We start from the raw sequence: 17,265 nt of genomic DNA on the forward strand, positions 1-17,265 counted from the left end.
TGATGGCCGTGAGGGCCCTTCTCATCGCAGGCCCGACCGCGTCCGGCAAGTCGGCGCTGGCGCTCGACGTCGCCCGGCGCCGCGACGGCGTGGTGATCAACGCCGATTCCATGCAGGTCTATCGCGACCTGCGGGTGCTCACCGCGCGCCCGGCCAAGGAGGAGGAGGCCGCAGCCCCGCACCGGCTCTACGGGCACGTGGACGGCGCGACGAACCACTCGGTGGCCCGCTGGCTCACCGAGGCGACCGCGGTGCTGGCCGAGGTCGAGGCCGAGGGGCGCCTGCCGATCTTCTGCGGAGGAACGGGGCTGTATTTCAAGGCGCTGACGGAAGGTCTTTCCGACATCCCCTCCGTCCCGGACGACGTGCGCGCGGCCGTGCGCGCCGCGTGCGAGGGGCGCGAGACGCCGGAGCTGCACGCGCGCCTCGCCGCGCGCGACCCCGCGAGCGCCGCGCGGCTGCGCCCGTCCGATCGCCTGCGGGTGATGCGCGCGCTCGAGGTGCACGCGGCGACGGGGCGCTCCATCTCGGACTTCTGGGACGCACGGGCGCCCGGTCCGCTCTCCGGAGAGGGGGTCGAGAAGGTCTTCCTCGCACCCGACCGGGCCGAGATCCGCGCCCGGATCGACGCGCGCTTCCTGGCGATGATGGAGGCCGGCGCCCTCGAAGAGGTCGCCGCGCTGGCGGCGCGGGCTCTCGACCCGATGCTCCCGGTGATGCGCGCCCACGGCGTGCCGGGGCTGATCGAAGCGCTCGAGGGGCGAATGTCGCTCGCGGACGCGATCGCCAAGGGGCAGGCCGACACGCGCGCCTACGCGAAGCGGCAGGTGACGTGGTTTCGGAACTCGATGGACGGGTGGCGGTGGGTCGAGGCACGGGGTGCGGGTCAGGGCTTTTTCTCCCTTTGATTTCTCCTTATGACCAGGCTCGGTCGCAGGAGAATGGACCGAGACGCGCCCTGGTCGGAGGCCCACCTGCGCGGGGCCCAACTTTGGCCCCTCGCAATACGGCAGTTTTGCCGGTTGACCCCGCCGCCGCCTTCCCCTAATGTCCCACGCACAATTCGAGCCGAGATCCGCATCCCATGCGCAACATCATTCTCGTAATCGGAGCGCCATCGACGGAGCGGGGCTGACCCCCGCACGATCCGGCGATGGCGCACGAGGGCCCCCCGACGGGCCCTTTTTTATTGTCTCCACGAGATCGACCCGACACACCGCCAGCCCCCCAACCGAACCGTCACACGACCACGGACGACGACACGAAGGACGAGCGCGATGAGCGAGATGATGACCGGAGCCGAGATGGTCGTCCGCGCCCTGCAGGACCAGGGTGTCGAGCATATCTTCGGATATCCCGGCGGCGCGGTGCTGCCGATCTACGATGCGCTCTTCCATCAGGACACGATCCAGCACGTGCTCGTGCGCCACGAGCAGGGCGCCGTGCACGCGGCAGAGGGCTACGCCCGCTCGTCGGGCAAGGTCGGCGTCGTGCTCGTCACCTCCGGCCCGGGCGCGACGAACGCCGTCACGGGGCTGACCGACGCGCTGATGGACTCGGTCCCGCTCGTGTGCATCACCGGCCAGGTGCCGACGCACCTCATCGGCTCGGACGCGTTCCAGGAATGCGACACGGTCGGCATCACCCGGCATTGCACGAAGCACAACTACCTCGTGAAGGACATCGCCGACCTGCCGCGCATCCTGCACGAGGCCTTCTACGTCGCGGCGAACGGCCGCCCCGGCCCGGTCGTGATCGACCTCCCCAAGGACATCCAGTTCAAGACCGGGCTCTACGCCCGCCCGCGCGACAACCAGCACAAGACCTACCGGCCGAAGGTGAAGGGCGACCTCGACCAGATCCGCCGCGCGATCGAGCTGATGGCGGCGGCGAAGAAGCCGGTGTTCTACACCGGCGGCGGCGTCATCAACGCCGGCCCGCACGCCTCCGAGCTGCTGCGCGAGCTGGTGCGGCTCACGGGCTTCCCGGTCACCTCGACCCTGATGGGGCTCGGCGCCTACCCCGCCTCGGACGACCAGTTCCTCGGCATGCTCGGCATGCACGGCACCTACGAGGCGAACCTCGCCATGCACGGGTGCGACCTGATGATCAACATCGGGGCGCGCTTCGACGACCGCATCACCGGGCGCCTCGACGCGTTCTCGCCGCACTCGCGCAAGATCCACGTCGACATCGACCCGTCCTCGATCAACAAGAACGTCAAGGTCGACCTCGGCATCATCGGCGATTGCGGCCACGTGCTCGAGGACATGGTGCGCCTGTGGCGCTCGATGTCGCCGACGGTCGACAAGGGCGCGCTGAAGTCCTGGTGGGGCCAGATCGGGGAGTGGCGCGCGCGCAAGTGCCTCGCCTTCCGCAACTCCGACAGCGTGATCAAGCCGCAATACGCCATCCAGCGCCTCTACGAGGCGACGAAGGTGTCGGGCCGCGACACGTTCGTGACGACCGAGGTCGGCCAGCACCAGATGTGGGCCGCGCAGTATTTCGGCTTCGACGCGCCCAACCGCTGGATGACGTCCGGCGGGCTCGGCACCATGGGCTACGGCCTGCCCGCGGCGATCGGCACGCAGCTCGCGCACCGCGACGCGCTCGTGGTCGACATCGCCGGCGAGGCGTCGATCCTGATGAACATCCAGGAGATGTCCACCGCCGTCCAGTACCGGCTGCCGGTGAAGATCTTCATCCTCAACAACGAGTACATGGGCATGGTGCGCCAGTGGCAGGAGCTGCTGCACGGCGGGCGCTACTCGCAGTCCTACTCGGAGTCCCTGCCCGATTTCGTCAAGCTCGCCGAAGCCTACGGCGCGGTGGGCATGCGCTGCGACGATCCCGGCAAGCTGGACGGAGCCATCGCCGAGATGCTCGCCATCGACCGCCCGGTGATCTTCGACTGCCTCGTCGACAAGGCCGAGAACTGCTTCCCGATGATCCCCTCGGGCAAGGCCCACAACGAGATGCTGCTCAACGACTACCTCGGCGAGACCGGCGCCGACATCGGCTCGGTGATCGACGAGAAGGGCAAGATGCTGGTGTGACGCAGTGGCTCCTCCCCTCTCCCGGATGGGAGAGGGGTAGGAGTGAGGGTGACCGGCGGGCGGGCTACAGGACGCGAACGACGGCCTTCATCCCGCTTCTCCATTTCCCCACGCCGTATCCCCTCACCCCCGGCCCCTCTCCCATCCGGGAGAGGGGAGCCACGTCGAGAGATCCATGAAGCTCGTCATCGGCAACAAGCTCTACTCCTCCTGGTCGCTCCGGCCGTGGATCCTGATGCGCAATCTCGGGCTCGACTTCGAGGAGGCGCTCGTCCCCCTCGATCGGCCGAACACCAAGGCGCGCATCCTGGCGCACTCGCCCGCCGGCAAGGTGCCCGTCCTCGTCGACGGCCAGGCCACGGTGTGGGAATCGCTCGCGATCCTCGATTACCTGGCGGACCTCTATCCCGAGAGCGAGATCTGGCCGCGGGAGGACGTGGCGCGGGCCTACGCCCGCTCGATCGCGGCGGAGATGCACGCCGGCTTCCAGAAGCTGCGCGCCGCGCTGCCGATGAACCTCGGCCGGCGTTACGCGCACAAGGACCGCGGCCCCGAGGTCGCCGCCGACGTGGCGCGGGTCGTCGCGATCTGGCGCGAGGCCCGAACCCGCTTCGGCGCCGGCGGGCCGTTCCTGTTCGGCAAGCGCTTCGGCGCCGCGGACGCGATGTACGCCCCCGTGGTGACCCGGCTCGACGGCTATTCCTGGCCTGTCGACGCCGACGCGCGCGAATACATGGAGGCGGTGCTCACGCTGCCCGCCTTCGTGGAGTGGCGCGAGGCGGCCCTCGACGAGGAGTGGGTGCTCGCCCACGACGAGGTGGACGAGCCCGCCATCGCGGTCTATCGCAGGAACGGCGCCTGACAGGAACGCACGACATGAACCAGACCCACTACCCCGCCGCCCCCGTCGTCGAGGCCGTCAACCGGCACACGCTCGCCGTCATCGTCGACAACGAGCCGGGCGTGCTCGCGCGCATCGCGGGCCTGTTCTCCGGGCGCGGCTACAACATCGAGAGCCTCACCGTATCGGAGACGCACCACGAGACGCACGTCTCGCGCATCACCATCGTCACCGCCGGGACGGCGGGGGTGATCGAGCAGATCAAGGCGCATCTGGAGCGGCTCGTCCCCGTCCACCGCGTCGACGACCTCACCGTGCGCGGCGAGGCGCTCGAGCGCGAGCTGTGCCTCGTCAAGGTCGCCGGCGAGGGTGACCATCGGGTCGAGGCCCTGCGCCTCGCCTCCGCCTTCGGCGCCCGCACCCTCGACGCGACGCTCACCTCCTTCGTGTTCGAGCTCACCGGCGCCTCCGAGGACATCGAGCGCTTCGTCAAGCTGATGGCCGGCGTGGGCCTCGTCGAGGTCGCCCGCACGGGCGTCGCCGCGATGAGCCGCGGGGCGGAGGCGATGGAGGGGTGAGGCGACCCGGATCGCGATGGGCTAGGCTGCCCGCGGTCACCCCCCGTCCGAATCAGAAGGGTCGAGCCGTGCCGCGCCTGCTGCTCCGCGCCGTCTTCTCCGCTGCGCTCCTGCTCCTCCCGCCGCTCTCGGGCGCGGTCGCGCAGGACCGCGCCGTCCCCGACGGCCCCGCACAGATCCAGCTCTCCTTCGCCCCCCTCGTCCGCGACGCCGCGCCCGCCGTCGTCAACGTCTACGGCGAGAGCCGCGAGCGGGCGCCGTCGGATCCGCGCGAGGAGTTCTTCCGGCGCTTCTTCGGGGACGAGGCGTTCGGCGGCAATCCCTTCGGCGGCATGCCGCAGGAGCGCGTGCAGCGCTCGCTCGGCTCGGGCGTGATCGTCAGCGCCGACGGCCTCGTCGTCACCAACAACCACGTGATCGAGGGCATGGACGCGGTGCGTGTCGCCCTCGTCGACCGGCGCGAGCTCGACGCCGAGATCGTGCTGCGCGACCCGCGCACCGACCTCGCGGTGCTGCGCATCGACAGCGACGAGCGCTTCCCCGCGATCCCGCTCGGGGACGACGCGACGCTCGAGGTCGGCGACCTCGTGCTCGCCATCGGCAACCCGTTCGGCGTCGGGCAGACGGTGACGCAGGGCATCGTCTCGGCGCTGGCGCGCACGCAGGTGGGCATCACCGACTACCAATTCTTCATCCAGACGGACGCGGCGATCAACCCCGGCAATTCAGGGGGCGCTCTGCTCGACATGTCGGGCCGGCTGGTGGGCATCAACACCGCGATCTTCTCGCGCTCCGGCGGCTCGCACGGCATCGGCTTCGCGATCCCCGCGAGCATGGTGCGCGCGGTCGTGGCGAGCGCGGAGGACGGGGCGGACCGCGTCCAGCGGCCCTGGCTCGGCGCGAGCCTCCAGGCGCTCACGCCCGATCTCGCCGAGGGCGTGGGCCTGCTGCGCCCCGTCGGCGCGCTCGTGACCGATGTCCACCCCCGCGGGCCCGCCGCCGAGGCGGGGCTCTCCCGCGGCGACGTGATCCTCGGCATCGACGGCCGGGACATCGCCGACACGGAGGCGTTCGGCTACCGCTTCGCGCTCGCGGGCGTCGGCGGCGAGAGCGTGCTGCGCGTCCTGCGCCGCGGCGGCGAGACGGAGCTGCGCGTGCGCCTGATCCCGCCGCCGGAGGATCCGCCGCGCGATCCCGTGCGCATCGAGGCGCGCTCGCCCCTCGACGGCGCCTTGGTCGTCAACCTCTCGCCCGCCGTCGCCGACGCGATGCGCATCCTGCAGGTGGTAGGGAACGTCGTCGTCGAGGAGGTCCCGCCCCGGTCGCTCGCCGCCCGCTACGGCTTGCGCCCCGGCGACGCGCTCCTAGAGATCAATCGCATGCGCATCGAGACGAGCCGCGACGTCGAGCGCGCGCTGGCCCGCGGGCGCGGCGCCTGGGAGCTGACGATCCACCGAGACGGGCGCACGATCACGACCGTGCTGCGGGGGTGAGATGCGCCGGACCGGCTGCGCGCGGCGGCGCCGCAGTCCGCGCTCGACACGCTTGAGCCCACCCGCCGCAGCGTCTAGCTAGGAGCGCCGCTCCCGATCGCGGCGCTCCATCCCGTGGACGGTCCCGGTGCCTCCCCTCCCCCTCTCGATCTTCCTCATCGTCAAGGACGAGGCCGACCGGATCGGCGCCACGCTCGACGCCGTCGCGGGCCTCTCGGACGACGTGGTCGTCGTCGATTCGGGCTCGACGGACGGCACGCAGGCGATCGCCGAGGCCAGAGGCGGGCGGGTGATCCACCACGATTTCGACGGATACGGGCCGCAGAAGCGCTTCGCCGAGGACCAGTGCCGCCACCCCTGGCTCCTCAACCTCGACGCGGACGAGGTCGTGCCGGCGGAAATGGTCGCGCACATCCGCGCGCTGTTCGACAACGGCGCGCCGGAGAAGGACGCCTACACGACGCGCATCGCCGAGGTCTTCCCCGGCGAGGAGGACGTGCACCCCCTCGCCTACGCGCTCGCACCGGTGCGGCTCTACCGGCGCGACAAGGGCCGCTACTCGGCCTCCATCGTGCACGACCGGGTCGACCTCGCGCCCGGCGCGCGGATCGGCGCGCTGAAGGGCACGATCCGGCATCGCTCGGTGCGCTCGCTGGGCGACCAGATCGCCAAGCTCAACGCCTATTCCGACCGCCAGGCGGACGATCTCGAGGCGCGCGGCGCGACGATCCCGACCTGGCGCGTCCTCGTCGAGTTCCCGGCCGCCTTCCTCAAGGCCTATGTCGGTCGGCGCCACGCGGTACGCGGGATCTACGGCTTCCTCACGGCGATGAACTACGCCATCGCGCGCCATCTGCGCATCGCCAAGCACATCGAGCGCCGCCGGCTCGGCGAGCGCCGGGAGAAGGCGCGCGACCATGGCTGATGCCGAGGCGCCGGCGCCCGCGTCGGCCGTCCCCACGCACCGCCTCGTGCTGCGCGGCGTGCGCGACGCGCTCGTTCTCCCCGCCTGGGTCGTCGGCTTCGCGCTCGTCGGCGTGGGCAGCCTCGCGCAGGACGTGGGCCATCCGCTGGGAGCCGCGATGCTCTCGACGCTGCTGATCTGGGCGGGTCCGGCCCAGGTCGTGTTCTACGGCTCGCTCGCCGCGGGAGTCGCGCTGCCGCTCATCGCCGCGGCGATCTGCCTGTCCTCGATCCGCTTCCTGCCGATGACGATCGCGCTGATGCCGCTCCTGCGACGGCCGGGCCAGGGCCTCCTGGCTCAGATCGCCATCGCCCACTACATCGCGGTCACGGTCTGGGTCGAGAGCCTGCGGCGGCTGCCGCGCATGCCGGCCGAGGAACGCCTGCCCTACTATCTCGGCTTCGCCAACGCCTGCGTCCTCACGACGACGGCGCTCACCGGGGTCGGCTGGTTCCTGTCGGGAACGCTCCCCGCGCCGCTCGCCTCGGGCCTTCTGTTCATCACGCCGATCTACTTCACCCTCGCGCTGGCCGCCGGCGCGCGCACGGCGGTCGACGTCACCGCGATCGTGCTCGGCTTCCTGCTCGCGCCGGCCTTCGGCTACCTCGTCGGCCGCGACTTCGATCTGCTGCTGACCGGGCTCGTCGGCGGCACGATCGCCTACCTCGTCGGGCGCGCGCGTCGGAGGCGTGGCGCATGAGCGGGCTCGAGGCCATCGTCGGCGCCGGGCTCGCCCCGTACCTCGCGCTGATCCTCTTCGGCTTCCTCCCGAGCGAGGTCTGGCGCGTGCTCGGCGTCGTGCTCTCGCGGGGGCTCGACGAGAACTCGGAGGTCCTCGTCTTCGTGCGGGCGGTGGCGACGACTCTGCTGGCCGCCGTGGTGGCGAAGCTCCTCGTCTTCCCGAGCGGTGCGCTCGCGCTCGTGCCGATCGGCGCCCGCCTCGGCGCGGTCGCCTTCGGGCTCGTCGCCTTCTATCTCGCGCGCCGCTCCCTCCTGGTCGGAGTCCTCGCCGGCGAGGCATTCCTCGTCACGGCCGCGACGATCGCGCTCGACTGGTCCTGAGGCGTCGAGCGGGTCCGGTTTCACGCCACGAAATTGCCGACGGAACGGTTCGAGGCATCCGGATCTTTCGCGGATGTGCACCGTTGAGCAAGAGCGCCGAACTTTCGCCAAACGGCAAAGGTGGAATGAGCGCCCCATCATCGGAGGTCGGCGTCCAGAGAGGACCGAACCGTCGCCAGAGGAGAGTTCGATGGAACACAAGCGTGTTGAACAGCTCCGTAGCGTTGCCGATGTTGCGTACCAGCCTCCCAAGGAGGTCCTGACCCGCCGCGAGCGTCTGGAGCGCTGGGTCGAGCTGCTGGAGGCGGACCCCCGCCGCCGGCTCTACTCGCTGGGCGATATCGAGTTCCAGCCCCGCGACACGCGCCACCTGATGCGCGCCGACGACTCCCCCCTGACGGTCGCCTACGACGACCCGATCCTGCGCGGGCAGGGACTCGAGAGCGACCGTCTGGGCGACGGCGTCGCCTTCTTCGGCCTGTCCGAGGGCGATGCGCACCGCATCCTGTGCTCGTGCCTGAACGGCCGGACGATGGAGGCCTCCACCGCGGCCAGACGCGTGCGGGCCTCGGTCAACCAGCGCAGCCAGCGACTGCTCGCGCTCGGCATCACCTCCGGCCTCGTGCTGGCGGTGCCGGCCATGGCGATGCTCGTCGGCTGAGGCGGCAATGCGCCCCCGACCACCGGGACGCCGACGCGCCCGCGCCGGCGTCCCGTACCCGTGGGCGCGCCTCGTCGCGCGTGGTCGAGCCTGAAGCGTTTCAATTTCGCCGGCCGCCCCGGGCTGAAACCTGCACGCGCCCTCTTGCGCGCGCGCGCGGGCCGTGATCCCTTCCGCTCGCACCGACCCGGAAGACCATCCCAGGAGAGCGGCCGTTGGAAGCTTTGTTCATCGGGCAGGCCTACATCGACGTCACCTTCGTCACGGACCACCTGCCGACGGGCGACGAGAAGACGGTGGCGCAGGACTACGCCATCTCCTTCGGCGGCAACGCCGTCTCCGCCGCCTTCTGCTGCGCCAAGCTCGGAATAGCGCCCGACCTCCTCGCCACCGTCGCGGACGATTGGCTGGGGCGGATGTTCATCGACATGGCCGCGCGCTACGGCATCAGCGTCCATCACCGCAAGGTGCGCGAGAGCTCGCTCTCCTTCATCATGCCCAAGGGCGGCAAGCGCGCGATCGTGCGCTGCCGCGACGACGACTTCCTGCACCCCTTCCCGCCGCTGAACCTGTCCGGCTGCCGCGCGCTACACCTCGACGGCCACCAGCCGGACGCGGCGCTCCACTATGCGCGCACCTGCCGTGAGGCGGGCATCCTCACCTCGCTCGACGGCGGCGGCCTGCGCACGAACACGCACGAGCTCCTGGGCTTCATCGACGTCGCTGTCGTGGCCGAGCGCCTGTGCGAGCAGATGAGCCTCTCCCCGGGCGAGATGCTCGACTATCTCAAGAGCCGCGGGGTGCGCGTGGGCGGCGTCACCATGGGCGAGCGGGGCATGGTCTGGTACGACGAGACCGGCGAGGCGCGCCACATGCCCTCGCTCGCCATCCCGAGCGAGATGGTGGTCGACACCAACGGCGCCGGCGACATCTTCCACGGCGCCTACGTCTGGGCCCACCTGGCGAACCCGAGCGGCTCCTGGGCCGACCACTTCGCCTTCGCCCGCGGCGCGTCCACCCACGCCATCCAGCGGCTCGGCAACGAGGCGAGCCTGCCGACGCGGGAGGACGTCGAGGCCGCGATGACGCGCTTCCCGGAGCGCGCCGCCTGAGGTGGGCCTGCGGCGACGACGGCCGAGGGCGCTCTCCTCCCCGTCTGGAGAAGGAGAGGGTCGGCCGCCCCCGTTCGGTTCGTGCGACGGTCCGTCAGCAGACGGCGGCCAGATGCGGTGCGCCGTAGGCACGCTCCTCGAGCGCGGCGAGGTGACGCTCGTAGGGGGCCGCCGCGGCGGCGTGGCGGGCATCGAGGTCGCGGGCGATCTCGGCCTTCACCGGCTCCGGTCCGTCCCAGAGCGCCAGGCGCTCCCTGGCCGAGGTGTGTGCGAAGGCGAGATCGGCCAGGATCGCGAGCGTCTCCTGGACGGCGGGCAGCAGGTCGTGCGGATCGGCGTGCGCGGCGGGCTCGGGCCTGCGGGCGGCGAATGCATGCGGCATGACGGAGCGTCCTTCCGATTTCCGGATTTGGCCCCCGTCGCGCACGTGCCTCGCCGTCTGATGCGGCGATGACGCTGGCTCCCCACATTCGGCCGTGTGAATGTGGTGGATCGAAGGCAGCGCGGCCTTGCCGGGCCCGCCGCACGCCCTTCTTCCACAGCGATGAACGCACCCCCCCCCGCCCCGGCCGTCCCCCCCGGCGCAGCGATCGTCGTCGGCGCGTCCGGCGGGATCGGCGCCGCGCTCGCGGACGCGCTCGCGGCCGACGGCCGCTTCGCCCCCGTGCTGCGCGCCTCCCGCGCCGGCGAGCCACCCCTCGACGTCACCGACGAGGCGACGATCGCCGCCTACGCCGCGGACCTCGAGACGCGGCTCGCGGGCGCGCCGCTCACGCTCGTGATCGACGCGACCGGCCTTCTGCACGACGCGCGGATTCGTCCCGAGCGGTCCTGGCGAGACATCGAGCCCGAGGCGATGGCGCGGAGCTTCGCCGTCAACGCGATCGGCCCGGCGCTCCTCCTGAAGCACCTCGCGCCACGCCTCGCGGACGACGGCAAGGCGACCTTCGCGACGCTGTCCGCCAAGGTCGGCTCGATCGGGGACAATCGCCTGGGCGGCTGGTACGCCTACCGCGCGTCCAAGGCCGCGCTCAACCAGATCGTCCGAACCGCGGCGATCGAGCTCGCCCGCCGCCGGCCGCAGGCGCTGTGCGTGGCGGTGCATCCTGGGACGGTCGACACCCGGCTGACCGCACCCTTCGCCAAGGCCGGCCTCGCCGTGGCGACGCCCGCGGCGGCCGCGGCACGCCTGCTCGCGGTGCTCGACGGGCTCGCGCCACGCGCAACCGGCGGCTTCTACGACTACCGCGGCGAGCCGCTCCCGTGGTGAGAGAGGCTCCGAGCGACATCGTGACCGATCGCCGCAGCCGCGCTTGCCGCAAGCGTCTCCGCGCCTAGCTCGGAAGAGTGCCAGCCGACATCCGGAGCCCTCCCATGCGCGCCCTCCTCGTCGCCCTGACGCTGCTGCTCGCCAGCGCCGCTCTGCCTACCGCGGGCGTCCGTGCCGACGAGGCGGCGGCGCGATCCGTCATCGAGGCGCAGCTGCGCGCCTTCCTCGCGGACGACGGCGTGCAGGCCTATTCCTACGCCGCGCCCGGCATCAAGCGCATCTTCCCGAGCGAGGACCGGTTCATGGCCATGGTGCGCCAGGGCTACCCGCCGATCTACCGCCCGCGCGACTTCAGCTTCGACGGCTACCGCGAGACGCCCGCCGGCCCGATCCAGGAGGTGACGATCATCGACCAGGCGGGAGTCGCCTGGCGGGCGATCTACTCCCTCGAGCAGCAGCCCGACGGCAGCTGGAAGATCTCCGGCTGCCAGCTCCTGCGCCTCCCCGGCGTCAGCGCCTGAGCGACGCTCAGGCGCGCACGAGCGCGAGGGACGCCGCGGACAGCGGCTCGGCGCCCCGCTCGCCGACGAGCGAGGTGCGGCCGAGCGTCATCGCGAGCCCCGCCGCCTCGTCGAACAGGATCATGTGCGCGAAGAACACGTTGCCCGGTCGCGCCTCGTAGGACTGCCCCTCGTAGAGCATCGGCCAGTCCATCCAGCTCGGCGCGAAGGTCGTCCCGAGGCAATAGCCGCAGGCGTTGAGCCGCGCGTGGCCGAAGCCGGCGGCGTCGAGCACGCGCGCGTGCGCGTCGAAGGCCTCGCCGATCGGCCGTCCGGGGCGCAGCGCCTCCTCGGTGGCGAGCAGCGCGTCGTGCGCCGCCGCGTGCATCGCCGACACGCGCGGGTCGAGGCGGCCGACGACGAAGGTGCGCATCATCGCCGCGTGATAGTGCCGGTAGACGCCCGCGTGCTCGAGGGTGAGCAGGTCGTCGTCCGCAAGGGTGCGACGGCCGGTGTAGTAGCGGCACATCAGGGCTCCGGGCCCCGAGCCGATGATGAACTCGTTCGCCGGATCGTCGCCGCCCCCGCGCGCGATCGCACCGTGCATGTCGGCGAGAATGTCGCCCTCGAACACGCCCGCCGCCGCCCGCGCCTGTGCCGCCGCGAGCGCCGCGTCGGCGAGCTCCGCCGCCCGGCGCACGTAGGCGATCTCGGCCGCGCTCTTCACGGCGCGCAGGCGCGAGACGAGAAGCGATGCGTCCTCGAGCGCGAAGGCGTCGCCGAGGGCTGCCTCGAACCGCTTGCCCTTGGCCGCGGTGAGCCCCCAGGCCTCGTACTCGATGCCGAGCCGCTGGCCCGAGAGGCCGAGCTCCCGCAGGATGTCCGCGAGCTCCGCCTCGGGCATCGCGCCCTCGCGGTCACGCCAGATCCGCACGTCCTCCACCGTCGAGGTGAACGCCGCCTGCAGCCGGTCCGCGGAGCGGGTGAGGAGCACGAGGCGGCCGTCGGCGGTCAGCACCATCGCCTGGAAGTGCACGTAGCCGAACGTGTCGTAGCCGGTGAGCCAGTACATGCTCTCCTGGCGGAACATCACGAGGGCGGAAAGCCCGTCGCGCTCCAGGGCGTCGATCGTCGCGGTGACGCGCGCCTGGAGCTCGGCTGGCGTGAAGTGGACGTGCCGCTGCGACATACCCATGATCCCTCCGCACTCCGTCGATCGCGCCCCACGCTAGCGCGGCGCCACGCCGGGCGGAAGGCCGAGGGACAGCCGCGTGCGCAAAGACGCTCCCGGGCTTGGCCATTAAGACGATACTCCATGGTGCGCATGGGGAATAGTCTCGCTGCCGAGCTCGGGTCGTGTCATCCTCTGTCCGGACGTCGCGGCTTGGCGCGTCGGGCAGGGAGGGCACCCACGTGAAGACTACACTCATCGCCGGCGTCATCGCCGCCGCGGTCGTCGGCGGAGCGGTCGCGCAGGACTTCAGCCGCAACCCCGCTTTCGGGACCTACCGCCTCGGGGCCGGGTTCACGCCGGACCCCTACACGATCAATGTCCGCGCGGGCGGGCAGCGCAATGCGGGCGCGCTGGGCAGCGGCTGCGCCGGATCGATCGCGAACTCTCCCGACGTGCGCTTGCACTACCAGTCGGGCTCGTTCCCGCTCAGCTTCCGTGTCCGCTCCGGTTCGGACACGACGCTCGTCATCAACGACCCGAGCGGGCGTTGGTACTGCGACGACGACGGTGCCGGCGGCCTCGACCCGCTCGTGCGCTTCGACAGCCCGCAGAGCGGGCAGTACGATGTCTGGATCGGCCACTACGAAGGAGGGAGCGGCATCCGCGCCCGCCTCGAGATCACCGAATACTGAACCGGTGGACGCGACATGAACCATCTCGCCCTGGCGGGCCTCGCGGCGGCCGCGACGCTCGTGCTGGCCACGCCCGTGGGCGCCCAGGAGGTCTGGCGGGACCCCGCATACGGCCGCCACGACCTGCGCGCCGGGTTCACGCCCGACCCGTACACGATCGAGGTCGTCGCCGGCGGCTCCAACGACGCGAGCGATCTCGGCGGCGCCTGCACCGGCTCGATCGCCACCGCGCCGGACCTGCGGCTCTACTACGTCGCCGGCACGCTGCCCCTGACGATCACGACACGCGCCGGCGAGGACACGACTCTCGTGGTCAACGGACCCGACAAGGAGTGGTACTGCAACGACGACGGCGGCGGCGGGGTGGACGCGCGCGTGCGCTTCGACCGACCGCAGAGCGGGCGCTACGACATCTGGGTCGGCCAGTACGACGGCGGCATGGACGTGCGCACCCGCGTGGAGATCAGCGAGTACTGAAGGCGGCGCGGGGAGGGTCTCCGCCTCCCCGCCCGACGGTCACGGCCGCGGCGTGATCCGCAGCACGCTCTCGGGCTCGGGGATGTCGGCCTCGGGCGCGAGGGGGGCCTTCCAGGCGGAGGCGTGCGCCATCAGGGCGTCGAAGCGCGCGATCATCGCCGCCATGGTCGCGGGCGACGTGGCGCCGAAGCTCTTCGGCGCCTTGGAGACGGCCGCGATCTCCTGCGCGAGCGTGTGCCCGTCCGGCCCGACGACGGAGCCCCACCGCGCTGCGCTCGTCGCGAGCGTCTCCTCGAGCCGTGCATAGGCGACGAGGAAGCGACGCCAGCGGTGGTCCTCGAAGTCGAACGCATCGCTCGCCAGCAGCGCGCCGGCCTCGGCTCCGAGACCCGCGAGATCGTCGATCATCTCCTGAGGCATGGCGAGGTTGAAGCCGCCCTCGTCCTCCTTGAGGTACACGTCGGCGACGCGCTCGCGATAGCCCGGCAGCGCGGTCTGAAGCCGGTCCTGCCATTCCTGCGTGGCGTCGAGCGCCGCGGAGAGGAACGCGATCGGCCCCTGCGGCTCGAGGTAGCTGCGCCAGGGATCGGGATCGGGCCGCGTCGGCAGCAGGACCCGCGGCTTGGTGTGGAGCGTGCCGAAGGGCTCCAGCGCGATGCCGAAGGTCGGCCGGCGCGGCAGGAGCGCATCGAAGAAGTGGATCGGGAAGTTGCTGGAGAGGCCGCCGTCGCTGAACAGGACGCGCCGGATCGTGCCGCTCCGGTCCGGCGCGTGCAGCGGCACCGCCGAGATCAGGATGGGGAACGAGAGGCTCATGCGCGCGGCCAGCGCGACGGGCAGGTCGTCAGGCCCGGGCAGCCGCCAGAGCCCCTCCCGCGGACCGCGGGCGGCCACCGGCCCGCGGGTCATCCAGTCGACGATCCATCCGGGCATGACCTTCCGGAACTCGCCCTCGTCGAAGTAGAGCGCCGAAAACGCCTCGTCCGGCCCGGTCCGCGCCAGGTCCGGCAGCCGATGGGGCCGGCGCATCGCCAGGTTCGTCGTCATCATCGCGAGCGTGATCCGGCCGGGCGCGTCCTCCGGCGCGTCGGGCGGGCCGTTCGCGGCGAGGTCGCCGAAGGTGAGCGGCACGCGCAGGACCTCCGGGTCGTCGGGCGTCTCGCGTCCGGCCGCAGCCTCGATCGTCTCCGCGAGCCAGTCGGCGAGGCCGACGCCCTCGGCGTCCGGCTGTGTGGGGCCGGGGCAGAGGCCCCAGACGTTCTCGCGCAGCACGCCGGCCGCGCCGGCGATCACGCTCCAGGCGCCGAGCCCCACCGTCAGCAGAACGAAGACGAGCAGCGCGAACAGGATTGCGAAGAGGCTCCCGCCGATCGCGGTGGAGAACAGGCCGAGCACGAAGGCGATCATCGCGCCGACCAGCACGAACTGACCGTGATGGACGAGCAGCGCCCAGGCCGCACGCCCGAGGCGGCGCTCGATCAGCCCGTAGCGTACGATCGCGAAGAGCGACCGCGCCTCCGGGGCAGGCTGGAAGAGCTGCGGCAGGCGCGCCGCGAGGTCGTCCGGCAGCCGCGCGACGACGTCGAACCCGCCGCCCTGCCGGTTCAGCTCGGCTGCGGCGGTGATCGCCGCGGCGATCGCGCCCACCGACGTGCCGCCGATCGAGCGGAAGCGGTAGGTCCGCGCGAGCGACAGGACCGCACGCGGGTAGACCACCCCCGACGTGACGCCACCCTTCATGATGACGTCGCATGCCCGCCCGGGCGCCTCGTCGACCATCTTCCGCCTCCCGCAGCCTGTCCGGGTGCGGATGAGGCCACAGGATCGGGGGACGCGTAAAGCTCCGCTTCGCGACCCGGCGGGGCACGCGTGCCAGCGGGCGCCTCAGCGCCCCGTCCAACGCGGCGCGCGCTTGGCGAGAAACGCCTCCATACCCTCGCGAAAATCGGCGCTGGTGTAGCAGGACACGACGAGATCGTCGCCCGCGCCCGGCTGCGCCGACGCGCCCGCCCGCGCGAGCGCGAGCCCGCGCTTCGTCGCGGCGAGGGTCAGCGGCGCGTGATTCGCGATCGTCGCGGCGAGCTCCGCGACCCGCGCCTCGAGGGCCTGCGCGTCGGGAACGACCTCGGTGAGGAAGCCCTTCGCCAGCGCCTCGGGCGCCGGCAGGAGGCGGGCGGTGAAGATCATCTCCTTGACCGTCGCCGCGCCGACGAGCGCGTCGAGCCGCGAGAGGTTGCGCACCGACAGGCAATTGCCGAGCGTGCGCGCGATCGGGAAGCCGATCTTCGCGCCGGCCTCCGCCACGCGCAGGTCGCAGCAGGCCGCGATCGCCGCGCCACCGCCGGTGCAGGCGCCCGCGATCATCGCGATCGTCGGCTTCGCCAGGCTCTCGAGCCGCCCGAGGACCCGCTCGATGCGCACCTCGTAGGCGAGCGCGTCCTGCGCCGTGCGCACGTCGCGGAAGGCCGCGATGTCGGTCCCCGCCGCGAAGGCCTTGCCGCCGGCGCCGGAGAGCACGACCACGCGCACCGACTCGTCCGCCTCGAGCGCCCCGCAGAGGTCGTGGAGCGCCTCGTACATCGCGAAAGTGAAGGCGTTGCGCGCCGCCGCGCGGTCGAACACGACATGCGCGATCCCGCCCTCGATCGTGTGGCGCACCCGTCCCTCACCGGTCTCCCCGGCGCCGCCCGTGCCAGTCCCGCTCATCGCCCGTCCTCCCGCCGTCTCCAACGGAACCGATCTAGCCCGTGGCCGGGCGCGCGTCATCCGCCACGTCGGGCGAAGAAACGCGGAGCCGGTCGCGCGCGTTGACCTACGGCGAAGCTCGTGATCGCCTGCGGCCGCAGGCTGTGCACGGACAAGACGGAAGGAACCGGAATGCCGACCAATCTCGACTGGAAGTGGATGTTCACGTCCCCGGAGGGACGCATCGAGCGCGGGCGCTGGTGGATCGGCGTCGCAGCGCTGCTCGTCGTCGCGGCGATCTCGACGCTGCTGTTCGGCACCGACGGGCTCGTCGCCTTCATCATCACAATCGTGCTGCAGCTCGCGGGCCTGATGTTGCACATCAAGCGCTGCCACGACCGCGACAAGTCCGGCTGGTGGTGCCTGCTGCTGCTCATCCCGGTCGTCGGTTTCCTCTGGGCGCTGATCGACCTCGGCCTGCTGGAGGGCACGCCCGGCGACAACCGCTTCGGGGCCGACCCTTTGGCACGCGCCAAGGTCTGAGAGGCTTGACCCCGGCCCGCCGGGTGGCTTAGCTGCCGGCCGTACGCTGATGTCGTACACCTTGGAGCCTTGATGCGAGAGCTTGTCGCCGTGCGCTGACCGGGCCGCGATCGTCGCGGCCCCTCGGCACGCCCGCCCCGAAGACCCGGACCCGCGC

Annotated in this window: 19 protein-coding genes; 15 read left to right on the plus strand and 4 right to left on the minus strand. The window is 71.8% G+C overall.

Translation table 11 applies throughout. The features are described 5' to 3' along the window. Positions 1–2 precede the first annotated feature (2 nt). The 10 genes from miaA (at position 3) to ACTZWW_RS03275 (ending at position 9,767) form a co-directional block, all read left to right on the plus strand. A complete protein-coding gene (miaA, locus tag ACTZWW_RS03230) occupies positions 3–908 on the plus strand; it encodes a tRNA (adenosine(37)-N6)-dimethylallyltransferase MiaA (RefSeq protein ID WP_444779497.1) in 906 nt (301 codons plus the stop codon). A gap of 369 nt (positions 909–1,277) precedes the next feature. Continuing rightward, the gene (locus tag ACTZWW_RS03235; protein WP_444779498.1) at positions 1,278–3,056 is read left to right on the plus strand and encodes an acetolactate synthase 3 large subunit; all 1,779 of its coding nucleotides are present in this window, start codon (positions 1,278–1,280) and stop codon (positions 3,054–3,056) included. A 175-nt stretch (positions 3,057–3,231) separates the two neighbouring features. Further along, positions 3,232–3,918 carry a glutathione S-transferase family protein gene (locus ACTZWW_RS03240; RefSeq protein WP_444779499.1) on the plus strand — a complete coding sequence of 229 codons (687 nt, stop codon included), beginning with the start codon at positions 3,232–3,234 and terminating at the stop codon, positions 3,916–3,918. A gap of 14 nt (positions 3,919–3,932) precedes the next feature. After that, positions 3,933–4,475 carry an acetolactate synthase small subunit gene (gene ilvN / locus ACTZWW_RS03245; protein ID WP_444779500.1) on the plus strand — a complete coding sequence of 181 codons (543 nt, stop codon included), beginning with the start codon at positions 3,933–3,935 and terminating at the stop codon, positions 4,473–4,475. A 68-nt stretch (positions 4,476–4,543) separates the two neighbouring features. Continuing rightward, positions 4,544–5,968, plus strand: coding sequence for a Do family serine endopeptidase (locus ACTZWW_RS03250; protein ID WP_444779501.1), 1,425 nt, complete (start codon positions 4,544–4,546; stop codon positions 5,966–5,968). Positions 5,969–6,095: 127 nt separating this feature from the next. Next, positions 6,096–6,893 (plus strand): glycosyltransferase family 2 protein, encoded by a 798-nt coding sequence (locus ACTZWW_RS03255; protein ID WP_444779502.1) that lies wholly within the window; start codon positions 6,096–6,098, stop codon positions 6,891–6,893. Continuing rightward, a complete protein-coding gene (locus ACTZWW_RS03260) occupies positions 6,886–7,632 on the plus strand; it encodes an AzlC family ABC transporter permease (RefSeq protein ID WP_444779503.1) in 747 nt (248 codons plus the stop codon). Before ACTZWW_RS03255 ends, ACTZWW_RS03260 begins: the two co-directional genes overlap by 8 nt. After that, positions 7,629–7,994, plus strand: a complete 366-nt coding sequence (locus ACTZWW_RS03265; protein ID WP_444779504.1) for an AzlD domain-containing protein — start codon at positions 7,629–7,631, stop codon at positions 7,992–7,994. The genes ACTZWW_RS03260 and ACTZWW_RS03265 overlap by 4 nt, the downstream gene beginning before the upstream one ends. A 190-nt stretch (positions 7,995–8,184) precedes the next feature. Next, a complete protein-coding gene (locus ACTZWW_RS03270) occupies positions 8,185–8,655 on the plus strand; it encodes a hypothetical protein (protein WP_444779505.1) in 471 nt (156 codons plus the stop codon). Positions 8,656–8,870: 215 nt separating this feature from the next. After that, positions 8,871–9,767: a sugar kinase gene (locus ACTZWW_RS03275; RefSeq protein WP_444779506.1), complete on the plus strand. Its 897-nt coding sequence runs from the start codon at positions 8,871–8,873 to the stop codon at positions 9,765–9,767. Positions 9,768–9,861: 94 nt separating this feature from the next. On the opposite strand, the gene ACTZWW_RS03280 is transcribed toward ACTZWW_RS03275, so the two are convergent. Beyond that, positions 9,862–10,149 carry a hypothetical protein gene (locus ACTZWW_RS03280; protein ID WP_444779507.1) on the minus strand — a complete coding sequence of 96 codons (288 nt, stop codon included), beginning with the start codon at positions 10,147–10,149 and terminating at the stop codon, positions 9,862–9,864. A gap of 162 nt (positions 10,150–10,311) precedes the next feature. Here ACTZWW_RS03280 and ACTZWW_RS03285 point away from each other — a divergent pair, with 162 nt between their 5' ends. Both ACTZWW_RS03285 and ACTZWW_RS03290 read left to right on the plus strand, forming a co-directional pair. After that, complete coding sequence (locus ACTZWW_RS03285) at positions 10,312–11,037, plus strand: SDR family NAD(P)-dependent oxidoreductase (RefSeq protein WP_444779508.1); 726 nt, start codon at positions 10,312–10,314, stop codon at positions 11,035–11,037. 104 nt (positions 11,038–11,141) lie between these two features. Further along, positions 11,142–11,558: a DUF4864 domain-containing protein gene (locus tag ACTZWW_RS03290; protein WP_444779509.1), complete on the plus strand. Its 417-nt coding sequence runs from the start codon at positions 11,142–11,144 to the stop codon at positions 11,556–11,558. A gap of 7 nt (positions 11,559–11,565) precedes the next feature. On the opposite strand, the gene ACTZWW_RS03295 is transcribed toward ACTZWW_RS03290, so the two are convergent. After that, positions 11,566–12,732, minus strand: coding sequence for a M24 family metallopeptidase (locus tag ACTZWW_RS03295; RefSeq protein WP_444779510.1), 1,167 nt, complete (start codon positions 12,730–12,732; stop codon positions 11,566–11,568). 218 nt (positions 12,733–12,950) lie between these two features. Here ACTZWW_RS03295 and ACTZWW_RS03300 point away from each other — a divergent pair, with 218 nt between their 5' ends. Further along, entirely contained in the window at positions 12,951–13,403 is a 453-nt protein-coding gene (locus ACTZWW_RS03300) for a hypothetical protein (RefSeq protein WP_444779511.1), read from the plus strand. Positions 13,404–13,418: 15 nt separating this feature from the next. Beyond that, a complete protein-coding gene (locus ACTZWW_RS03305; protein ID WP_444779512.1) occupies positions 13,419–13,880 on the plus strand; it encodes a hypothetical protein in 462 nt (153 codons plus the stop codon). A gap of 39 nt (positions 13,881–13,919) precedes the next feature. Here ACTZWW_RS03305 and ACTZWW_RS03310 read toward each other — a convergent pair whose 3' ends face one another. After that, positions 13,920–15,659: a hypothetical protein gene (locus tag ACTZWW_RS03310; protein ID WP_444779513.1), complete on the minus strand. Its 1,740-nt coding sequence runs from the start codon at positions 15,657–15,659 to the stop codon at positions 13,920–13,922. Positions 15,660–15,764: 105 nt separating this feature from the next. Beyond that, the gene (locus ACTZWW_RS03315; RefSeq protein WP_444779514.1) at positions 15,765–16,586 is read right to left on the minus strand and encodes an enoyl-CoA hydratase; all 822 of its coding nucleotides are present in this window, start codon (positions 16,584–16,586) and stop codon (positions 15,765–15,767) included. Between the two features lie 171 nt (positions 16,587–16,757). Here ACTZWW_RS03315 and ACTZWW_RS03320 point away from each other — a divergent pair, with 171 nt between their 5' ends. After that, complete coding sequence (locus tag ACTZWW_RS03320; protein WP_444779515.1) at positions 16,758–17,108, plus strand: DUF805 domain-containing protein; 351 nt, start codon at positions 16,758–16,760, stop codon at positions 17,106–17,108. Positions 17,109–17,265: the final 157 nt, after the last annotated feature.

This window comes from Salinarimonas sp. NSM (assembly GCF_052380005.1).
Taxonomy (GTDB): domain Bacteria; phylum Pseudomonadota; class Alphaproteobacteria; order Rhizobiales; family Beijerinckiaceae; genus Salinarimonas.

Bases quoted from the DNA above. Each gene is read 5' to 3' on its own strand.
- ACTZWW_RS03235 (WP_444779498.1), top strand. From the start codon at position 1,278: ATGAGCGAGATGATGACCGGAGCCGAGATGGTCGTCCGCGCCCTGCAG.
- ACTZWW_RS03270 (WP_444779505.1), top strand. From the start codon at position 8,185: ATGGAACACAAGCGTGTTGAACAGCTCCGTAGCGTTGCCGATGTTGCG.
- ACTZWW_RS03315 (WP_444779514.1), bottom strand. From the start codon at position 16,586: ATGAGCGGGACTGGCACGGGCGGCGCCGGGGAGACCGGTGAGGGACGG.
- ACTZWW_RS03265 (WP_444779504.1), top strand. From the start codon at position 7,629: ATGAGCGGGCTCGAGGCCATCGTCGGCGCCGGGCTCGCCCCGTACCTC.
- ACTZWW_RS03290 (WP_444779509.1), top strand. From the start codon at position 11,142: ATGCGCGCCCTCCTCGTCGCCCTGACGCTGCTGCTCGCCAGCGCCGCT.
- ACTZWW_RS03320 (WP_444779515.1), top strand. From the start codon at position 16,758: ATGCCGACCAATCTCGACTGGAAGTGGATGTTCACGTCCCCGGAGGGA.
- ACTZWW_RS03295 (WP_444779510.1), bottom strand. From the start codon at position 12,732: ATGGGTATGTCGCAGCGGCACGTCCACTTCACGCCAGCCGAGCTCCAG.
- ACTZWW_RS03240 (WP_444779499.1), top strand. From the start codon at position 3,232: ATGAAGCTCGTCATCGGCAACAAGCTCTACTCCTCCTGGTCGCTCCGG.
- ACTZWW_RS03310 (WP_444779513.1), bottom strand. From the start codon at position 15,659: ATGGTCGACGAGGCGCCCGGGCGGGCATGCGACGTCATCATGAAGGGT.
- miaA (WP_444779497.1), top strand. From the start codon at position 3: ATGGCCGTGAGGGCCCTTCTCATCGCAGGCCCGACCGCGTCCGGCAAG.
- ilvN (WP_444779500.1), top strand. From the start codon at position 3,933: ATGAACCAGACCCACTACCCCGCCGCCCCCGTCGTCGAGGCCGTCAAC.
- ACTZWW_RS03285 (WP_444779508.1), top strand. From the start codon at position 10,312: ATGAACGCACCCCCCCCCGCCCCGGCCGTCCCCCCCGGCGCAGCGATC.
- ACTZWW_RS03305 (WP_444779512.1), top strand. From the start codon at position 13,419: ATGAACCATCTCGCCCTGGCGGGCCTCGCGGCGGCCGCGACGCTCGTG.
- ACTZWW_RS03280 (WP_444779507.1), bottom strand. From the start codon at position 10,149: ATGCCGCATGCATTCGCCGCCCGCAGGCCCGAGCCCGCCGCGCACGCC.
- ACTZWW_RS03260 (WP_444779503.1), top strand. From the start codon at position 6,886: ATGGCTGATGCCGAGGCGCCGGCGCCCGCGTCGGCCGTCCCCACGCAC.